The 19,288-nt window shown below is 64.4% G+C and carries 18 protein-coding genes; 11 read left to right on the top strand and 7 right to left on the bottom strand.

Annotation, left to right across the window (positions count from 1 at the left end):
• Positions 1-66 precede the first annotated feature (66 nt).
• The 3 genes from ftsX to ftsY are packed head-to-tail and all read right to left on the bottom strand — an operon-like array spanning position 67 to position 3,271.
• The gene (gene ftsX / locus NPS58_RS20915; protein WP_274117183.1) at positions 67-1,095 is read right to left on the bottom strand and encodes a permease-like cell division protein FtsX; all 1,029 of its coding nucleotides are present in this window, start codon (positions 1,093-1,095) and stop codon (positions 67-69) included.
• Positions 1,092-1,763 carry a cell division ATP-binding protein FtsE gene (ftsE, locus tag NPS58_RS20910; protein WP_274117182.1) on the bottom strand — a complete coding sequence of 224 codons (672 nt, stop codon included), beginning with the start codon at positions 1,761-1,763 and terminating at the stop codon, positions 1,092-1,094. Before ftsE ends, ftsX begins: the two co-directional genes overlap by 4 nt.
• A complete protein-coding gene (ftsY, locus tag NPS58_RS20905; RefSeq protein ID WP_274117181.1) occupies positions 1,760-3,271 on the bottom strand; it encodes a signal recognition particle-docking protein FtsY in 1,512 nt (503 codons plus the stop codon). The genes ftsE and ftsY overlap by 4 nt, the downstream gene beginning before the upstream one ends.
• Before the next feature lie 230 nt (positions 3,272-3,501).
• Between ftsY and NPS58_RS20900 the strand changes: the two genes are divergently transcribed.
• The 4 genes from NPS58_RS20900 (at position 3,502) to NPS58_RS20885 (ending at position 8,007) form a co-directional block, all read left to right on the top strand.
• Positions 3,502-4,857, top strand: a complete 1,356-nt coding sequence (locus tag NPS58_RS20900; RefSeq protein ID WP_274117180.1) for a M16 family metallopeptidase — start codon at positions 3,502-3,504, stop codon at positions 4,855-4,857.
• Positions 4,850-6,349: a M16 family metallopeptidase gene (locus tag NPS58_RS20895; protein WP_274117179.1), complete on the top strand. Its 1,500-nt coding sequence runs from the start codon at positions 4,850-4,852 to the stop codon at positions 6,347-6,349. Before NPS58_RS20900 ends, NPS58_RS20895 begins: the two co-directional genes overlap by 8 nt.
• Positions 6,349-6,942 carry a 16S rRNA (guanine(966)-N(2))-methyltransferase RsmD gene (rsmD, locus tag NPS58_RS20890; protein ID WP_028943895.1) on the top strand — a complete coding sequence of 198 codons (594 nt, stop codon included), beginning with the start codon at positions 6,349-6,351 and terminating at the stop codon, positions 6,940-6,942. The genes NPS58_RS20895 and rsmD overlap by 1 nt, the downstream gene beginning before the upstream one ends.
• A 72-nt stretch (positions 6,943-7,014) precedes the next feature.
• Positions 7,015-8,007 (top strand): hydrolase, encoded by a 993-nt coding sequence (locus tag NPS58_RS20885; RefSeq protein WP_274117178.1) that lies wholly within the window; start codon positions 7,015-7,017, stop codon positions 8,005-8,007.
• 60 nt (positions 8,008-8,067) lie between these two features.
• On the opposite strand, the gene NPS58_RS20880 is transcribed toward NPS58_RS20885, so the two are convergent.
• Both NPS58_RS20880 and NPS58_RS20875 read right to left on the bottom strand, forming a co-directional pair.
• On the bottom strand, positions 8,068-8,922 hold the full coding sequence (locus tag NPS58_RS20880) for a sulfurtransferase (RefSeq protein WP_274117177.1): 855 nt from the start codon (positions 8,920-8,922) through the stop codon (positions 8,068-8,070).
• A gap of 39 nt (positions 8,923-8,961) precedes the next feature.
• Positions 8,962-9,627, bottom strand: coding sequence for a TetR/AcrR family transcriptional regulator (locus tag NPS58_RS20875; RefSeq protein ID WP_274117585.1), 666 nt, complete (start codon positions 9,625-9,627; stop codon positions 8,962-8,964).
• 147 nt (positions 9,628-9,774) lie between these two features.
• On the opposite strand from NPS58_RS20875, the gene NPS58_RS20870 reads away from it, so the two are divergent.
• From NPS58_RS20870 to ggt, 6 genes are all read left to right on the top strand, one after another.
• Entirely contained in the window at positions 9,775-11,208 is a 1,434-nt protein-coding gene (locus NPS58_RS20870) for a coniferyl aldehyde dehydrogenase (protein WP_274117176.1), read from the top strand.
• A 22-nt stretch (positions 11,209-11,230) separates the two neighbouring features.
• Positions 11,231-11,764: a twin-arginine translocation pathway signal protein gene (locus NPS58_RS20865; protein ID WP_274117175.1), complete on the top strand. Its 534-nt coding sequence runs from the start codon at positions 11,231-11,233 to the stop codon at positions 11,762-11,764.
• A gap of 28 nt (positions 11,765-11,792) precedes the next feature.
• Positions 11,793-13,391 (top strand): GMC family oxidoreductase, encoded by a 1,599-nt coding sequence (locus NPS58_RS20860; protein ID WP_274117174.1) that lies wholly within the window; start codon positions 11,793-11,795, stop codon positions 13,389-13,391.
• 112 nt (positions 13,392-13,503) lie between these two features.
• The gene (gene coaD / locus NPS58_RS20855) at positions 13,504-13,983 is read left to right on the top strand and encodes a pantetheine-phosphate adenylyltransferase (RefSeq protein ID WP_028943888.1); all 480 of its coding nucleotides are present in this window, start codon (positions 13,504-13,506) and stop codon (positions 13,981-13,983) included.
• A gap of 108 nt (positions 13,984-14,091) precedes the next feature.
• Positions 14,092-14,343 carry a YfhL family 4Fe-4S dicluster ferredoxin gene (locus NPS58_RS20850; protein WP_010222176.1) on the top strand — a complete coding sequence of 84 codons (252 nt, stop codon included), beginning with the start codon at positions 14,092-14,094 and terminating at the stop codon, positions 14,341-14,343.
• Entirely contained in the window at positions 14,343-16,031 is a 1,689-nt protein-coding gene (gene ggt / locus NPS58_RS20845) for a gamma-glutamyltransferase (protein WP_274117173.1), read from the top strand. Before NPS58_RS20850 ends, ggt begins: the two co-directional genes overlap by 1 nt.
• Before the next feature lie 6 nt (positions 16,032-16,037).
• On the opposite strand, the gene mutM is transcribed toward ggt, so the two are convergent.
• Together mutM and NPS58_RS20835 are read right to left on the bottom strand one after the other, a co-directional pair.
• On the bottom strand, positions 16,038-16,850 hold the full coding sequence (gene mutM, locus NPS58_RS20840) for a bifunctional DNA-formamidopyrimidine glycosylase/DNA-(apurinic or apyrimidinic site) lyase (RefSeq protein WP_274117172.1): 813 nt from the start codon (positions 16,848-16,850) through the stop codon (positions 16,038-16,040).
• 3 nt (positions 16,851-16,853) lie between these two features.
• Positions 16,854-17,720: an HDOD domain-containing protein gene (locus NPS58_RS20835; RefSeq protein WP_274117171.1), complete on the bottom strand. Its 867-nt coding sequence runs from the start codon at positions 17,718-17,720 to the stop codon at positions 16,854-16,856.
• 154 nt (positions 17,721-17,874) lie between these two features.
• Here NPS58_RS20835 and NPS58_RS20830 point away from each other — a divergent pair, with 154 nt between their 5' ends.
• Positions 17,875-19,071 carry a class I SAM-dependent rRNA methyltransferase gene (locus tag NPS58_RS20830; protein WP_274117170.1) on the top strand — a complete coding sequence of 399 codons (1,197 nt, stop codon included), beginning with the start codon at positions 17,875-17,877 and terminating at the stop codon, positions 19,069-19,071.
• Positions 19,072-19,288 lie beyond the last annotated feature (217 nt).

Genomic DNA, 19,288 nt, shown 5'->3' with positions numbered 1-19,288 from the left:
ACATTGACCGGAAACCAGGGAAAAAGTTTCCTAAAAATGAAAAGAGTCAATAGCAGCAAAAAGACACTATCGCGGTGCAAGCTCGCTCAAGTGGCGGGCGACCGCAATCCAAGCACCGATATACCCTAACAGCACGGCTCCAAGCAAGAGCGACAGACCATCGGCTGATGGCACCCCTGCCAGGGCGAAATCGCTGCCATACAGGCCGGAAAGCCCGATAACCGCGTCGTTGAGCCAGTTAAGGCCAAACGCCAGCACCCCCCAGGCCAATACCCCGGCCCCCAGGCCGTACAAGGCGCCCATGTACAGGAAAGGTCGGCGAACATAGCTGTCCGTGCCGCCTACCAGCTTGATCACCTCGATCTCGGTACGACGGTTCTCGATGTGCAGGCGAATTGTGTTACCAATTACCAAAAGCAGCGCAGAAACCAGCAATACGGTCAGGCCGAACACAAAACGGTCGCCCAACTTGAGGATGGCAGCCAGGCGTTCGACCCACAGCAGGTCCAACTGCGCCACATCGACCTTGGGCAGTTCCGCCAGGCGCTGGCGCAAGGCTTCAAGGGCCGGTTTGTCGACTTCTGCCGGCGTCACCACCACCACGCCGGGTAGCGGGTTCTCAGGCAGCTCGCGAAGGGCGTCACCCAGGCCGGACTGCTGCTGGAACTCTTCCAGCGCCTTCTCGCGGCTCACGTACTCGGCCTCGGCAACGCCGGGCAGGCCTTTGATCTGCTCACGCAGGGCTTCACCGTCACTGCTGCTGGCGTCCAGCTTGAGGTACAGGGAGATCTGCGCCGCACGCTGCCAAGAGCCACCGAGCCGTTCGACGTTGCTCAACAGCAGCGACAACCCCATGGGCAGGCTCAAGGCCACCGCCATCACCAGGCAGGTGAAGAAGCTGCCGATGGGCTGCTTGCCCAGGCGGCGCAGGCTGTCCATCAGGCTTGAACGGTGACTTTCCAGCCAGGCATGCAACAGGGTGCGAAAATCTGGGCCGTCGTCGTCATGACTGTCGCGCTTTTTCTTTTCCGGTTGTGGATCAGCGGCCTTTGGCGCTACCCGCTCGGAAACCTTGGGACTACGTGTTGCACTCATTGCCCGGCCTCCCCGTCGCCGATCAAGCGGCCGCGCTGCAGGGTCAGCATGCGATGGCGCATGCGCGCGATCAGCGCCAGGTCGTGACTGGCGATCAGCACGCTGGTGCCCAGGCGGTTGATGTCTTCGAATACACCCATGATCTCCGCGGCCAGGCGCGGGTCGAGGTTACCGGTGGGTTCGTCCGCCAGCAGCAAGGCCGGGCGGTGAACGATGGCGCGGGCGATGCCGACACGTTGTTGCTGGCCGGTGGACAGATCGCCCGGGAACAGAACGGCCTTGTCCGACAGGGCCACGCGCTCGAGCGCAGAATCGACCCGCTTGGCGATCTCCACCTTGGAAAGGCCGAGGATCTGCAGCGGCAGGGCGACGTTGTTGAATACGGTACGGTCGAACAACAGCTGGTGGTTCTGGAACACGACGCCGATCTGACGGCGCAGGAAGGGAATCTGCGCCGTGCTGATCTGCCCCAGGTCCTGCCCGGCCAGCAGCAGTTTGCCGCTGGTAGGACGCTCCATGGCCAGCAGCAGGCGCAGCAAGGTGCTCTTGCCAGCGCCGGAATGGCCGGTGACGAACAGGAACTCGCCCCGACGCACCCGAAAACTCAACTCATGCAGGCCAACGTGGCCATTGGGGTAGCGCTTGGCGACCTGTTCGAATCGAATCATGGATGCTCCCGCTCGGCAAACAGTGCTTTCACGAAGGGTTCGGCTTCGAAAGTGCGCAAGTCATCGATGCCTTCGCCCACGCCAATATAGCGGATCGGCAGGCCGAACTGCTTGGCCAGGGCAAAGATCACCCCGCCCTTGGCGGTGCCGTCGAGCTTGGTCAGCGCCAGGCCCGTGAGCTCGACGCTCTGATTGAAATGCTTGGCCTGGTTGATGGCGTTCTGGCCGGTGCCGGCGTCCAGCACCAGCAGGACTTCGTGCGGCGCGTCGGCGTCGAGCTTGCCGATGACCCGACGAACCTTCTTCAACTCTTCCATCAGGTTGTCTTTGGTGTGCAGGCGACCGGCGGTATCGGCGATCAGTACATCGATGCCCCGGGCCTTGGCGGCCTGGACTGCATCGAAGATCACCGAGGCCGAGTCGGCGCCGGTGTGCTGGGCGATCACCGGGATCTGGTTGCGCTCGCCCCACACCTGCAACTGCTCGACCGCGGCAGCACGGAAGGTGTCACCCGCAGCCAGCATGACCTTCTTGCCTTCGAGCTGGAGCTTTTTCGCCAGCTTGCCGATGGTAGTGGTCTTGCCGGCGCCGTTGACGCCGACCACCAGGATCACGAAAGGCTTGGCCTGTGCCTGGATGCGCAGGGGTTGCTCGACCGGCTTGAGCAGGTCGGCCAGTTCACCTTGCAGGGATTTGTACAGGGCATCGCTGTCGGCCAGCTGCTTGCGCGCGACCTTCTGGGTCAGGCTCTGGACGATCACCGAGGTGGCCTCGACGCCAACGTCGGCGGTCAGCAGGCGGGTTTCGATTTCGTCGAGCAGGTCGTCGTCAATGGCTTTCTTGCCCAGGAACAGGCTCGCCATCCCCTCGCCGATACTGGCGCTGGTCTTCGACAGGCCCTGCTTGAGGCGGGCAAAGAACCCGCCCTTGCTCTCTTCGCTGCGCTCCGGAACAGGTGCCTCGACAGGCTCAGGCGCGACCACTGGCGCAACGGTAGCTACAGGCGCTACAGGCGCTACAGGCGCTACAGGCGCTACAGGCGCAGGCTCGGGCGTAACGACCGGCGTGGCAACAGGTTCAGGCTGGGCAACCACTACCGGTGCAGGCTCGGTCACCGGCGGCACGACAGGGGCCGGGCGCTCGGGGATAGGCGGCGGGGTATGCGGCTCAAGGTCGGGCACCAGGGCGACCGGCTCTTCAGGCACAGGCAGGACCAGGCCGGCGTGCGGCTCAGGCTCGACTGCAACCACTGGAGGCACAGGCTCCGACGCGGCGACAGGCACAGGTTCCGGCACGGATACGGTTGCAGTTGCAGGTACAACCTCGACCGGGGCAACGGCAGCCGTTGCCTCGGCGGCCAGCGCTGCAGGCTGCTCCGGTTCGGTCGGTTCAGGGCTTTGCGGCTGCTCGGCAACGGGTTGCTGCGGCTTTCTGCGCAGCCAGCCGAACAGGCCTTTCTTTTCACCAGCCGCGGCCGGCGTCTTTTTGTCGTCGTTGGAACCAAACATGGAAGACGGCTATCTCAGGGTAGCGATGCGCCACTGCGGCGCCTCGAAAATACTTTTAACGCAGAACAGACTACTTTTATTCCGGCTCGTTCATGCGCAACATTTTGTCTTGTGGCCTGCGGGTCAGATCCACGACAGGCATGGTCGTCAGGCAACCGGATCAGTATCCTAGCACCTCCTAGCCCGCTGACGCTAAGACCACGCGGGCAGTCCTACAGGTTAAACAACGTATGAATGCTCTAGCCCGCCGCGCCGCTGGCCTGTTGCTCAGCACAGTTTTTCTGCCGCTCGCCGCCTTTGCCGCCGATCCGCAACCCACCCACGAGTTCATTCTCGACAACGGCCTGAAAGTGGTCGTGCGCGAGGACCACCGGGCGCCGGTGGTGGTTTCGCAAATCTGGTACAAGGTGGGCTCCACCTACGAGTCCCCGGGCCAGACCGGCCTGTCCCACGCCCTGGAGCACATGATGTTCAAGGGCAGCGAGAAACTTGGCCCCGGCGAAGCCTCGCGCATCCTGCGTGACCTGGGCGCCGAAGAAAACGCCTTCACCAGCGACGACTACACCGCTTACTACCAGGTGCTGGCCCGCGACCGCCTGCCGGTCGCCCTGGAGCTTGAAGCCGACCGCATGGCCAGCCTGCGCCTGCCGGCCGACGAGTTCAGCCGCGAAATCGAGGTCATCAAGGAAGAGCGCCGCCTGCGCACCGACGACCAGCCCAGCGCCAAGGCGTTCGAGCTGTTCAGCGCCATGGCCTTCCCCGCCAGCAGCTACCGCACCCCGACCATCGGCTGGATGGCCGACCTGGACCGCATGAAGGTCGAGGAACTGCGTCACTGGTACGAATCCTGGTATGCGCCGAACAACGCCACCCTGGTGGTAGTCGGTGACGTCACCGCCGAAGAGGTCAAGGGCCTGGCCCAGCGCTTCTTCGGCCCGATTGCCAAGCGTGCGATCCCACCGGTCAAGCTGCCACTGGAGCTGGCCGAGCCGGGCCTGCGGGAAACCACCCTGCATGTACGCACCCAGTTGCCGAGCCTGATCTACGGTTTCAACGTCCCGGGCCTGGCCACCGCCAAGGACCCGCGCACCGTGCACGCCCTGCGCCTGATCTCCGCGCTGCTGGACGGCGGTTACAGCGCCCGCCTGCCGAGCCGGCTGGAGCGCGGCCAGGAGCTGGTATCCGGCGCCTCATCCAACTACAACCCGTTCACCCGTGGCGACAGCCTGTTCCTGATCTCGGCCACACCAAACCAGCAGAAGAACAAGACCCTAGCCGAGGTGGAAGGCGGCATCTGGAAGCTGCTCGACGAACTCAAGAGCACCCCGCCGTCGGCTGAAGAACTGGAGCGTGTACGGGCCCAGGTGATCGCCGGGCTGGTCTACGACCGCGACTCCATCAGCAGCCAGGCCACCGCCATCGGCATGCTGGAAACAGTCGGCCTGTCGTGGAAACTGATCGACAGCGAACTCGATGAGCTCAAGAGCGTGACCCCGGCCGACATCCAGAACGCTGCGCGCACCTATTTCACCCGTGAACGCCTGAGCGTTGCCCACGTATTGCCCGAGGAGACCGCTCATGAGTGACCGCAGCGCACCCCGCTACACCTTGATCGGCCTCGGCGTCCTGCTGCTGGTTGGCGTGCTGGCGTTCTTCCTGGCCAAGCCGGCCCAGTCGGACAACGCGGCGCAACCTGCCAGCGCCTCCGCAGCCAAGCCCGCCAACACCCTGCAGACACTGGCCGAGCTGGATGGCAAGGCGCCAAGCCGCCGTCAACTGAACATCCAGACCTGGAACACCACGGAAGGCGCCAAGGTGCTGTTCGTCGAAGCCCGCGAGCTGCCGATGTTCGACCTGCGCCTGACCTTCGCCGCGGGCAGCAGCCAGGACGGCGATACGCCAGGCCTGGCGACCCTGACCAATGCCATGCTGAACGAAGGCGTGGCCGGCAAGGACGTCACCGCCATCGCCGAAGGCTTCGAAGGCCTGGGAGCCGACTTTGGCAACGGTGCCTACCGCGACATGGCCGTGGCCACCCTGCGCAGCCTGAGCGCGGCAGACAAACGCGAGCCGGCGCTGAAACTGTTCGCCGAGGTCGTCGGCAAGCCGACCTTCCCGCAGGATGCCCTCGAGCGCATCAAGAACCAGCTGCAGGCAGGCTTCGAGTACCAGAAGCAGAACCCGGGCAAGCAGGCCAGCATCGCGCTGTTCGAGCGCCTGTACGGCAGCCACCCTTACGCCCACCCCAGTGACGGCACCGCCAAGAGCATTCCGCCGATTACCCTTGAGCAGCTGCGCGCCTTCCACGCCAAGGCCTACACCGCCGGCAACGCGGTCATTGCCCTGGTCGGCGACCTGAGCCGCAGCGAAGCCGAAGCCATCGCCGCACAGGTCTCGGCCGCCCTGCCCAAGGGTCCGGCGCTGGCCAAGCCGGACCAGCCCACCGAGCCCAAGGGTGGCACCACGCATATCGACTTCCCGTCCAAGCAGACCCACCTGATGCTGGCCCAGCTGGGTATCGACCGTAACGATCCGGACTACGCTGCGCTGTCGCTGGGCAACCAGATTCTCGGTGGCGGCACCTTCGGTACCCGCCTGATGAGCGAAGTGCGCGAAAAACGCGGCCTGACCTACGGCGTATACTCGGTATTCAGCCCGATGCAGGTCCGTGGCCCGTTCATGATCAACCTGCAGACCCGCGCCGAACTCAGCGAGGGCACCCTCAAGCTGGTCCAGGACATCCTCAGCGACTACCTCAAGACCGGCCCGAGCCAGCAGGAGCTGGATGACGCCAAGCGTGAACTGGCCGGCAGCTTCCCGCTGTCCAACGCCAGCAACGCGAGCATCGTCGGCCAACTGGGCGCCATCGGCTTCTACAACCTGCCGCTGACCTGGCTGGAAGACTACATGCAACAATCCCAGGCCCTGACCACCGAACAGGTCAAGGCAGCCCTGAACAAACATCTGGCCGCGGATAAGATGGTCATCGTCACCGCCGGCCCAAGCGTGCCGCAAAAGCCTTTGCCGCCGCCCACCGACAAACCCGCCGAGCAACCGCTTGGCGTACCGGAGCATTAATGGCCAGTCCATCTGCAAAATCGGCCAAGCCACATCACGGCACCGGCCAACTGCGCATCATCGCCGGCGAATGGCGCAGCCGTCGCCTGAGCTTCCCCGACGCCCCCGGCCTGCGCCCAACGCCAGACCGGGTGCGCGAGACCCTGTTCAACTGGCTCGCGCCGCATATCGAAGGCGCCAAGGTGCTCGATGCCTTTGCCGGCAGCGGCGCGCTGTACCTTGAGGCGCTGTCGCGCGGCGCCAGCGAGGCGGTAGCCCTGGACAGCAACCCGGCTGCCATCGCCAGCCTGCGACAGAACCTGGAGCTGCTGCGCTGCCCGCGTGGCCAGTTGATCCAGAGCGACGCCCAGCGCTACCTGCAGGGCGAGCCGAAAATGGCGTTCGACCTGGTGTTCCTCGACCCACCGTTCCATCAGGAGCTACTGCCCACTACCTGCGCCCTGCTCGAAGAGCGCAACTGGCTGGCCGCCAACGCCTGGATCTACACCGAAAGCGAAACCCCGCCCTCGACCCTGCAGCTGCCCGGCAACTGGCGCCTGCACCGGGAAAAGAAAGCCGGCCAGGTGTACTACGCACTCTGGCAGCGCGGCTGATTCAACGCACAAAGGCGCAACGGACGTTACACTTGTAACCAACCATTGCGCCTTTTTGCCGAGATAACCCCGATGTCCCCTTCTGCGCCCAGCCCCTTCAAACCCGCCCTGGGGCTGGGCAACCCGCATATGCAGACGCTATGGGGGCCGCTGTGGCGCAGATCCGCAGTGCTGAACCGTCTACGTGAACGGCTGTGGCTCTGCGACGGGGACTTTCTTGATCTCGACTGGCACGGCCCGCACCAAGCCACCACACCGCTGGTACTGGTACTGCATGGGCTGACCGGATCGTCCCACTCCCCTTATGTGATCGGCTTGCAGCAGGCCCTGGCTGGCCGTGGCTGGGCCAGCGTGGCGCTGAACTGGCGCGGCTGCTCGGGCGAGCCGAACCTGCTTGCGCGCAGCTATCACTCCGGCGCCAGCGAAGACCTCGCCGAGGCCATCGGTCACCTGCGCGCCAGCCGCCCGCAGGCACCGCTGTATGCCGTGGGGTATTCGCTGGGGGGCAACGTGTTGCTCAAGCACCTGGGGGAAGTCGGCTCGGCGAGCCAGTTGCAGGCAGCGGTAGCGGTGTCGGTGCCGTTTCGCCTGGACCAGTGCGCCGACCGCATCGGCCTCGGCTTTTCCAAGGTGTACCAGGCGCACTTCATGCGCGCGATGCTGGCGTACGTGAAAGACAAACAGCGGCACTTCAAGCATCACGACCACCAGGAAGGCCTTGCCGCCCTGGAGCGTCTCGGACCGCTGGAAAACCTGCGCACGTTCTGGGATTTCGATGGCCGGGTGACGGCGCCGCTCAACGGCTTTGTCGATGCGAAGGACTATTACCGCCGGGCTTCGAGCCGCTATTTCCTCGGTGAAAACCGCACGCCGACGCTGATCATCCACTCCAGCGACGACCCGTTCGTGTTCAGCCACAGCTTGCCTTCGGCCAATGAACTGCCGCCACAGACCACCTTCGAGCTACACGCACGCGGTGGGCATGTCGGTTTTGTCGATGGCAGCCTGCGCAACCCCGGGTACTACCTGGAGAGGCGGATTCCGCAGTGGTTGGCGCAGAGTTGAATCGCGGGGCGAGCCCCTCCCACAGAGCCTGCAGGAGCGGGGTTGCCCCACGATGCTGTCTCAATCGCCCGTCGCCACCTGCCGTTGCGGCTGGGTGATCCACTCGCTCCAGGACCCCGCATACAGTTTGCCCAGCGGATACCCGGCCAGCGCCAGGGCAAACAAGTTGTGACACGCCGTCACGCCCGAACCGCAGTAGGCCACCAGCTGTTCAGGCGCGCGCTTGCCGATCTTTTCGGCAAAGCGCTGCTTGAGCTGGTCGGCCGGCAAAAAGCGGCCCTCGGCGCCCAGGTTGTCCGTGAATGCCGCGCACTGCGCCCCAGGGATGTGCCCGGCCACCGGGTCGATCGGTTCGACTTCACCGCGAAAACGCGGCAAGCCACGGGCGTCGATCAGGGTCAGGTCAGGTTGGCCCAGACGCTCGGCCAACTGCTCGGCATCAATGACCAGGTTCATGTCCGGCTCACCGCTGAAGCTGCCCTCGCGGCGGTTCGGCGGATCGAGACTCAAGGGCAACCCGGCTGCGTGCCAGGCCTTCAGGCCGCCATCGAGGATTGCCACCCCGCTGCGCTTGCCCAGCCAGGCCAGCAGCCACCAGGCTCGGGCGGCAAAGGCACCTGGGCCGTCGTCATACAGGACGATCTCACTGTCGTTATCGATGCCCCAACTGCGCAAGCGCTCGACCAGGCGATGCGGGTCGGGCAGGGGGTGACGCCCCGTCACACCCTTGACGATTGGGCCACTGAGGTCACGCTCAAGGTCGGCGAAATGCGCCCCGGCGATATGCCCCTCGGCGTAACTGCGCTGACCATAGTCACTGTCTTCCAGTGCAAAACGACAATCGAGAATCACCAGCGCCGGCGCCTCCAGGCGCTCGGCCAATTGCTGGGCGGTGATCAGTTGCGCGAGGGGCATGACAGTCTCCTGAACGATTGAACGAGTAGGGCCCGGGCTTTATTGCTCCAGGGCCTGATTGAGCGAAACGTAGAATTCCTGGCACAGCGCATCCACCGCCGGACGAGCGGTGGCGGTGACAAAACCGAGTTCGAGCACCAACACCTGATAGACCCCACGCTTGAAGGCGTCCTCGCTCAAGTGCGCCGAGTTCTCCCGGGTGGTGCACAAAAAACGCACCCAGGAGGTCAGCACGATCCAGGCATTGAGGGTCAGCGATTCGATCTGGACGGCATCCATCTTGACGATGTCGGCGTCGACGAAACCGCGATAGATGGCCTGGCCCTGGATCAGGCAGCGCTGGGAGAAGCGCCGGTAACGGGCCGCCAGCTCCTTGTCGCTGTCGAGCAGGTGCTCGAGGTCGCGGTGCAAAAAGCGGTAGTTCCACATCGCCGCCAGCAGCTCCTTCAGGTAGAAGCGCTTGTCATCGACCGTCGAAGGGCGCCCCTGGGGCGGGCGCAGGAAGCTCTCCACCAGCTCTTCATACTGGGTGAAGAGCACGGCGATGATTTCCTGCTTGTTGGCGAAGTGGTAGTACAGGTTGCCCGGGGAAATCTCCATGTGGGCGGCAATGTGGTTGGTACTGACACTGCGTTCGCCCTGCTGGTTGAACAGCTCCAGGCTGTTTTGCACGATGCGCTCGCGGGTCTTGATACGCGGGGCCATGATCAGTTCCAGATACCGGGCTTGAATGAATGAGTCCATCTTACGGTTTATCCCGATGCGGATGTACCTGCCTGTCGTCAAAAAGGGGTCGCATCAAGGCCTGATTAGAGTATAAGCTCTAGAAAAAACGCTGCCGTGGAGTTTCGCATGACCGCCAATGCTGCTCGTCTTTTGCCTGCGACCGCCGTTGAAGAACTCACCGCGCAATTCAGCGCCCAGCGTCAGGCGTTCGCCGGCAACCCCATGCCGCCCTTGGCGCAACGCCGACAGTGGCTCAAGAGCCTGCGCCAGATGCTGCTCACCCATCAGGACGCTCTGGTCGGCGCCATCAGCGAAGACTTCAGCGGCCGCAGCGCCGACGAAACCCGGCTGGCCGAGCTGATGCCGAGCATCCAGGGGTTGCACCACGCCGAACGCCACATCAAGCAATGGATGAAGGCGTCGCCCCGCAAAGTAGGCCTGGCCTTCCAGCCCGCCAGCGCCAAAGTGCTGTACCAGCCCTTGGGCGTGGTCGGGATCATCGTGCCGTGGAACTACCCGCTGTTCCTGGCGATTGGCCCGTTGACCGGAGCCCTGGCCGCAGGCAACCGGGTCATGCTCAAGCTCAGCGAATCCACTCCGGCCACCGGCCTGTTGCTCAAGCAATTGCTGGAAGCGGTATTCCCCAACGACCTGATCAGCGTGGTGCTGGGCGAAGCAGAGGTTGGCGAAGCGTTCTCGCGCCTACCCTTCGATCACCTGCTGTTCACTGGCGCAACCAGTGTCGGTCGCCATGTAATGCTGGCAGCGGCGCAGAACCTGACCCCGGTCACCCTGGAGCTGGGCGGCAAATCGCCGGCGATTGTCTCGACCAGCGTTCCGCTCGCCGATGCCGCCGAGCGTATCGCCTTCGGCAAGACCCTCAATGCCGGGCAGACCTGCGTGGCGCCAGACTACGTGCTGGTACCTCGCGAGCGCCTGGATGACTTCGCCACCGCCTATCGCAGCGTGGTTCACCGCTTCTACCCGACCGTAGCCGGCAACCAGGACTACAGCGCGATCATCAACCCACGCCACCTGGCGCGCCTGGAAAGCTACCTGAGCGATGCTCGCGACAAGGGCGCGAAGGTGGTTGACCTGTACCCGCAGGAGCCTCGTCAGGGCCGCCGCTTGCCACCTCACCTGCTGCTGCAGGTCAGCGACGAAATGCGCGTGATGCAGGACGAGATCTTCGGGCCGCTGCTGCCGCTGGTGCCCTACGACAGCCTCGATCAAGCGCTGCTGTATATCAACCAGCGCCCTCGCCCCCTGGCGCTGTACTACTTCGGCTACGACCGGGCCGAGCAACAGAAAGTGCTCGAAAACACCCATTCCGGCGGCGCCTGCCTCAATGACACCTTGCTGCATGTAGCCCAGGACGACCTGCCCTTCGGCGGCGTCGGCCCATCGGGCATGGGCCACTACCACGGCCACGAGGGCTTCCTGACCTTCAGCCAGGCCAAGGCGGTGTTCGCCAAGCAGCGCTTCAACGCTGCGCGGTTCATCTACCCACCCTATGGCAAATCGTTGATCAAGCTGGTGTACAAACTGTTCATTCGCTAACCCCCTCACAGGCATGACAACAATGACCACAAGCCTGCCTGCCGCACCCGCCCTGAGCCGCCGCGGCCTGCTCAAGTTCAGCCTCGGCGCCAGTGCCTTCCTGGCCACCGCCGGGCTTGGCGCCAGCCTCAGCGGCTGCTCGGCACAGACCCCAGCCAGCGGTTTCATTACCCTGCGCCAGGGCGATCTGCCCCTCCTTCAGGCTGTAATTCCGGTGATCCTCGCCGGTACTGCAGCCTCCGATACCCGCGACGCCCTGCTGCACCGCCTGGACATCAAGCTCGCCAGCTTGTCCCCGGCCATGCTCAAGCTGACCCGACAACTGTTCGATGTGCTGGCCCTGCCGGTCACTCGCGGGCCACTGACCGGCGTCTGGGGCCGCTGGGAAAACGCCAGCGGCGAGCAGATCGAGGCCTTCCTGCGGCGCTGGGAAAACAGCTCGCTGAACCTGTTGCGCATGGGGCATGCCTCGCTGCTGCAGCTGTTGCAGATGGCCTGGTACGAAATGCCCGAATCCTGGGCGCATTGCGGCTATCCAGGCCCGCCCAAGGTCTGAACCACAACATAACGACAAGAGGCTGAAGATGCCCGTACCCGACTTGTTTCGCGAAGGCCTTGCCCGCGGCTGGAAAGCCCATGACGCCTCGCGCCTGGACCACGACCTGAACCTGGAAGCCGATATCGCCATCATCGGCAGCGGCGCCGGTGGTGCCACCAGCGCGGAGCTGCTCAGCGCCGCCGGCTTCAAGGTGCTGCTGATCGAAGAAGGCCCCCTCAAGACCAGCAGCGACTTCCACCTGCTCGAAGACCAGGCCTATGCCAGCCTCTATCAGGAAGGCATCGGCCGCATGAGCAAGGATGGCGCCATCACCATTTTGCAGGGCCGTGCCGTGGGAGGTACCACCCTGATCAACTGGACATCGAGCTTTCGCACCCCCGAGCAGACCCTTCAGCACTGGGCCAGCGATCACGACGTCAAAGGCTTGGGCAGCGCCGAGCTGGCGCCTTATTTCGAACGCATGGAACGACGCCTGGGCATCGCACCCTGGGCCATGCCGCCCAATGCCAACAACGAGGTACTGCGCCGCGGCTGCGAGGCGCTGGACTACAGCTGGAAGGTGATTCCGCGCAACGTGCGCGGCTGCTGGAACCTGGGCTATTGCGGCATGGGCTGCCCGGTCAACGCCAAGCAGTCAATGCTGGTGACGACCATTCCAGCCACCCTGGAAAAAGGCGGCGAGCTGCTCTACCTGGCCCGCGCCGAACGCTTGATCCACGATGGCGAGCGCATCGGCAGCCTGCAATGCGTCGCCATGGATGAGCGCTGCGTGCACCCTACCGGCCGGCAGATCCAGGTCAAGGCGCGGCATTACATTCTCGCCGGTGGCGGCATCAACAGCCCGGCCCTGCTGCTGCGTTCCGACGCCCCCGACCCGCATGAGCGCCTGGGCAAACGCACCTTCCTGCACCTGGTCAACTTCAGCTCCGGCCTGTTCAAGGACAAGGTCAACCCGTTCTACGGTGCACCGCAGTCGATCTACTCCGATCACTTTCAATGGCGCGACGGCGCCACCGGCCCGGTCGGTTACAAGCTTGAAGTGCCACCGCTGCAACCGGCGCTGGCCGCCACCTTGCTCGGTGGCCTTGGCCACGACAATGCCCTGCGCATGGAGCAGTTGCCCAACACCCACGTCATGCTCGCGCTGCTGCGCGACGGTTTTCACCCGGACAGCGTCGGTGGCACCGTACAGTTGCGCGACGACGGCACCCCGGTGCTCGACTATCCCGTGTCCCCCTACCTGTGGGATGGCGTGCGCCGCGCCTTCCACAGCATGGCCGAGATCCAGTTCGCCGCCGGGGCCGAGGCGGTCATGCCAATGCACAGTGACGGTCGTTACGTGAATACCCTGACCCAAGCCCGGCAAATGATCGACGACCTCAGCCTGGAACTGTTTCGCACCCGCCTGGGCAGCGCCCACGTCATGGGCGGCTGCGCCATGGGCGAAGACCCGCGCCGGGCGGTCTGCGACAGCCTGGGACGGCATCATCAGTTGGCCAACCTGTCGATTCACGACGGCTCGTTGTTCCCCACCAGCATCGGCGCCAACCCGCAATTGTCGGTGTACGGCCTCACCGCCCGGCTCACTGATGCCCTGATCGAGCGCCTGGTAGCCAGCAGATGACAACAAATCAACACACTGTCTATAGTGCCTTCAGCGTGCGCAGGCGACTTGGCCGACTGCCACTGCTGCGATACCATCCGACTCCCCAACGCACTCCTGCCAGGACGACGCGATGAACCGAGTGTTGTACCCAGGTACTTTCGACCCTATTACCAAGGGCCATGGCGATCTGGTCGAGCGTGCCTCGCGGCTGTTCGACCAGGTGATCATTGCGGTCGCCGCCAGCCCCAAGAAAAACCCGCTGTTCCCGCTGGAACAACGGGTGGAACTGGCTCGTGAGGTCACCAAGCACCTGCCCAATGTCGAAGTCATCGGCTTCTCCAGCCTGTTGGCGCATTTCGCCAAGGAACAGCAGGCCAATGTGTTCCTGCGCGGCCTGCGGGCGGTCTCCGACTTCGAGTACGAGTTCCAGCTGGCGAACATGAACCGTCAGCTCGCCCCCGATGTCGAGAGCCTGTTCCTGACCCCCTCCGAGCGTTATTCGTTCATTTCCTCGACCCTGGTCCGGGAGATTGCGGCGCTGGGTGGCGACATCACCAAGTTCGTCCATCCGATCGTGGCCGACGCCCTGACCGAACGCTTCAAGAAGTGACATCGGTGATTTGACGACCGCGCCCGCGTGCACTACGGGCGCTAATGCGGCACAATTGTGCCCATTGGTTTTCAAATGCCAGGGTTCTGAGCCCTGGCCGGAGTCCCCATGTCCCTGATCATCACCGACGATTGCATCAACTGCGACGTCTGCGAACCCGAGTGCCCGAACGCCGCTATTTCCCAGGGCGAAGAGATCTACGTGATCGACCCGAACCTGTGCACCCAGTGCGTGGGCCACTATGACGAGCCTCAATGCCAGCAAGTCTGCCCGGTTGACTGCATCCCCCTGGATGAAGCCCATCCGGAGACCGAAGAGCAGTTGATGGAAAAATACCGCCGAATCACCGGCAAGGCCTGATGCCGTTCGTCGCCCGCCTGTCCCCCCTGATCCTTGGCGCGCTGCTCGCGCTCGGGGCAGCCTGTGCCCAGGCACAAGGGCCGGGGCAGGCTGCGATCGCCAGTCCTCACGCCCAGGCCACCGCGGCCGCACGGGAAATCCTCGAACAAGGCGGCAACGCCTTCGATGCGGCCATTGCCGTTAGCGCCGCGCTGGCAGTGGTCGAGCCCTATGGCTCGGGCTTGGGCGGTGGTGGATTCTTCCTCCTGCGCGAGGCCGACACCCCGGCACGCTATGCCTTCCTGGATGCCCGCGAGCGAGCGCCGGGCAAGGCCAGCGAAGCCATGTACCTCAAGGACGGCAAGGTCCAGGCCGGCTTGTCGATCAATGGCCCGCTGGCGGCAGCCATCCCCGGCCTGCCGGCAGCCCTGGCTGACCTGGCCGCACACTACGGCAAGCTGCCCCTCAAAAGCACCCTGGCCCCGGCCATCCGCCTGGCCAACGAAGGCTTTGCCGTCGACCGCATTTACCGCGACCGGGCGACCATGCGCTTGAGCGCCCTGCGCGACGACCCGGAAAGCGCCCGCCTGTTCCTCAAGCAGGGCGAGGTCCCCACACTGGGCACGCAAATCCGCCAACCGGAGCTGGCCGTTACCCTCGAACGCCTGGCCAGCCAGGGCCACGATGGCTTCTACGCCGGCCCCACCGCCAAGGCCATGGTCAACGGTGTGCAAGCTGCAGGCGGTATCTGGAGCCTCGACGACCTGGCCAACTACCGCACCGCCACACGTGAACCGCTGCGCTATCAATTGGCCGGCCAACGCGAACTGATCAGCGCCCCACCCCCTTCGGCCGGTGGCGTCGCCCTGGCGCAGAGCCTGGCCATGCTCCAACGCTTGCCGTGGCAGAGCGCAGAGCCCGTGCAACGCAGCCACTATGTGCTGGAGGTCCTGCGCAGGGCCTACCGCGACCGCGGCCTGCTGGGCGACCCGGATTACGTTGCCAACCCCGTCACCCAATTGCTCGCTCGCCCCTACCTGACTGGCCTTGCCGACAGCATCGAGGCGTACCAGGCCACACCGAGCAGCCGCCTGCCAGTTGCCCCCGCCTGGCGCGAAGGCGACCACACCACCCACTTTGCGGTGATCGATGCCGACGGCAACGCCGTGGCCGCGACACTCTCGGTCAACCTGCCCTTCGGTGCCGCATTCAGCGCACCCGGCACGGGCGTGGTGCTGAACAACGAAATGGACGATTTCGCCGCCGACCCCAGGGGCAGCAACAGCTACGGGTTGGCAGGCAGCCAGGCCAACGCCGTGGCGGCCGGCAAGCGTCCGCTGTCGAGCATGAGCCCAAGCTTCATCGAAAGCCCCACCCAGTTCGCCGCCTTCGGTACACCCGGCGGCAGCCGGATTCCGAGCATGGTGCTGCTGTCGATGATGGGCTTTCTGGAGGGCAAACCGATTGCCGAGTGGCCCGCGGTGCCGCGCTATCACCACCAGTACCTGCCGGACGTGGTCGAGCATGAGCCCGGCACCTTCAGCCCCGCGCAACAACGCGAACTGCAGGCACGCGGCTACACGCTCAAGGACCTGGGGCGGACCTACGGCAATCAACAGGTGCTGTATTGGAACAAGGCCGCCAACACCCTGGAAGCCGCGAGCGATCCACGCGGCGTGGGTGAATCGGCAGTGCTCAGCCCGCGCTGAGCAGGTTCACTTCTGGCAGCGCAGGCAAAAGACGCTGGCGCGCTGGCCCAGCTTGACCTCGCGCAAAATGCTCCCGCACACCTTGCAAGGCTCCTCGCCCCGCCCGTACACGAACAGCTCCTGCTGGAAGTAGCCTGGCTGGCCATCGCCACCGATGAAGTCGCGCAAGGTGGTGCCCCCGCGCTCGATGGCGCAGGCCAGGATGCGCTTGATCTCGATCGCAAGCTTCAGGTACCGCGCCCGGGAAATACTCCCGGCCTCGCGGCGCGGGTCGATACCGGCGGCAAACAGCGCCTCGGTCGCGTAGATATTGCCCACCCCGACCACCACGGCGTTGTCCATGATGAACGGCTTGACCGCCACGTGCTTGCCGCGCGACAGCTGGAACAGGCGCTCGCCATCGAACAGGTCGGTCAGGGGCTCCGGTCCCAACTTGATCAGCAGCTCATGATTGAGCGGGTCCAGGCTCCAGAGCATCGCACCGAAGCGACGCGGATCGGTGTAGCGCAGGGCCAGGCCCGACTCCAATTCGATATCTACATGCTCGTGCTTGGCGGCCGGCAGGCCGATTTCGACCAGGCGTAAATTGCCCGACATGCCCAGGTGGCTGATCAGGGTGCCCACCTCGGCGTTGAGCAGCAGGTACTTGGCCCGCCGCTCCACCTTGACGAAACGCTGCCCGGACAAGCGAATGTCGAGGTCTTCAGGGATAGGCCAGCGCAAGCGGCGGTCGCGCACGATCACCCGGCTGACCCGCTGGCCTTCCAGGTAAGGCGCGATACCGCGCCGGGTAGTTTCGACTTCAGGTAGTTCCGGCATGAATCAGTGACCGCCCAACTCGCGGATAGTCTGCTTGAGGTTCTCGAAGTCGTACTCCGACAAACCGATGTAGTCGAGCACCAGCGGCCCGACGGTATTCCACTCGTGGTCCACGTTCTGATTACCCAGCACCCGGTACGACGCACAGATGTGCTCGGCCATCTTGAGGATCGCCAGCAGGTTCTTGAGCTGGCTGTTGCGCGCCGAATCATCGCTGAACACCGCCAGGGCGTTGTGATGGTTGGCGATGGCGTTGCTCAGGTGCTCCGGCAGGCGCCAGGACTTGGCGGTGTAGTAGCCGACCACCGCGTGGTTGGTGTTGAACACCTGGTTCTCGGTGTCTACCACCCGCTGGTTGGGGCCGGCACTGGCGTAGGCGTCTTCGAGCACACTCATGTAGTCGGGGAAGCGCTTGAGCATCAGCGGCACGCCGCAGTCGTGGAAGAGGCCCAGGGCATAGGCTTCGTCCACGGCCTGGGAGCCGATGCGCTTGGCCAGGGTCATGCAGGTCATGGCGACGTCCTGGGCGGTATCCCAGAAGCGATTGAGGGTGACGATCGTCTCGTCGCTCATCTCGCCCTTGATCGACTGGGCGTTGATCAGGTTGATGATCGACCGGCTGCCCAGCAGGTTCACCGCGCGCTGGATCGAGGCGATCTTGTTGCTCAAACCGTAGTAGGGCGAATTGACCAGTTTGAGCAAGGCGCCGGACAAGCCAGGGTCCTGGGAGATCAGCTTGGCGATCACCTCCAGGTCAGGATCGGGCATGTATTGCTCGAACTGCAGGTCAACCATGATCTGCGGTTGCGGCGGTACGCTGATACCTTGCAGGGCTTGCTGGATCTGTTCGGCGGAGAGTTCCTGGGACATATGTACACACTCGGGGCTGAGGCGCGATTCTAACCCGATCGCCACGCCCGGTGGGCAAGCCAAAGGCGCGCGATACCCTGCTATTTGTCGCGACGACGAATCTGCACGGCAGGCATCGGGTTATAATCCCGCTCTTTTTTCCCGGAGCGACGTCATGTCCCTGCCCAGCCTTCGTCTCAAAGCCAATGCCGACCGCCGCCTGCGCGCCGGCCACCTGTGGGTCTACAGCAACGAAATCGACGTCGCCGCGACCCCGCTGCATGGCTTCAAGGCCGGTGACCAGGCGATCCTCGAAACCGCGGGCGGCAAGGCCCTGGGCATCGTCGCCATGAGCCCGAACAACCTTATCTGCGCACGCCTGTTGTCGCGCGACAGCAAGCTGGCCCTGGACAAATCGCTGCTGGTGCACCGCATCAATGTCGCGTTGTCGCTGCGCGAGCGCCTGTTCGACAAGCCGTTCTACCGCCTGGTGTACGGCGACTCCGACCTGCTGCCGGGCCTGGTGGTCGACCGCTTCGGCGACATCCTGGTGGTGCAGCTGGCCTCGGCCACCATGGAACAGCACAAGGACGACGTCATCGCCGCCCTGGTCCAGGTCCTCAAGCCAACCGGCATCCTGTTCAAGAACGACTCGGCCGCCCGCGACGCCGAAGGCCTGAACCGCTACGTCGAAACCGTCTTCGGCCTGGTGCCGGAGTGGGTCGCCCTGGAAGAGAACGGCGTGAAGTTCGAAGCGCCGGTCATGGAAGGCCAGAAGACCGGCTGGTTCTACGACCACCGCATGAACCGCGCGCGCCTGGCGCCGTACGTCAAGGGCAAGCGCGTGCTCGACCTGTTCAGCTACATCGGCGGCTGGGGCGTGCAGGCCGGTGCCTTCGGCGCCAGCGAAGTGTACTGCGTCGATGCCTCCGGCTTCGCCCTGGATGGCGTCGAGCGCAATGCCGGGCTCAACGGCTTTGCCGAGAAGCTCACCTGCATCGAAGGCGATGTGTTCGAAGCCCTGAAGGAACTCAAGGCCTCCGAAGAACGCTTCGACGTGATCGTTGCCGACCCGCCCGCCTTCATCAAGCGCAAGAAAGACCTGAAGAACGGTGAAGGCGCCTACCGCCGCCTGAACGAACAGGCCATGCGCCTGCTGAGCAAGGACGGCATCCTGGTCAGCGCATCGTGCTCGATGCACCTGCCCGAAGACGACCTGCAGAACATCCTGCTCACCAGCGCCCGCCACCTGGACCGCAACATCCAGCTGCTCGAGCGCGGCGGCCAGGGCCCGGATCACCCGGTTCACCCGGCCATCCCGGAAACCCGCTACATCAAGAGCATCACCTGCCGCTTGCTGCCCAACAGCTGAGCATTCGCGGGGCAAGCCCGCTCCTACCGGGTAGGAGCGGGCTTGCCCCGCGATCAGTAAAAGCGGCCGACCATCCACAACGCCATTCCCAGAAGCCCCCAGCGGTGTAGAATCGGGCTATTCATCGCCAGTATCCCGGCGGGTTTATGAGCTCTGGCCGAGCGCACGGCGATCCCGCGGCGTCATCGGCTTCATCCGTACCAGCGGCCACCTGCCT

Source organism: Pseudomonas putida, assembly GCF_028682455.1.
Taxonomy (GTDB): domain Bacteria; phylum Pseudomonadota; class Gammaproteobacteria; order Pseudomonadales; family Pseudomonadaceae; genus Aquipseudomonas; species Aquipseudomonas putida_AA.
The sequence above is the reverse complement of the archived record's forward strand: the minus strand, read 5'-3'. Positions and strand labels throughout refer to the sequence as shown.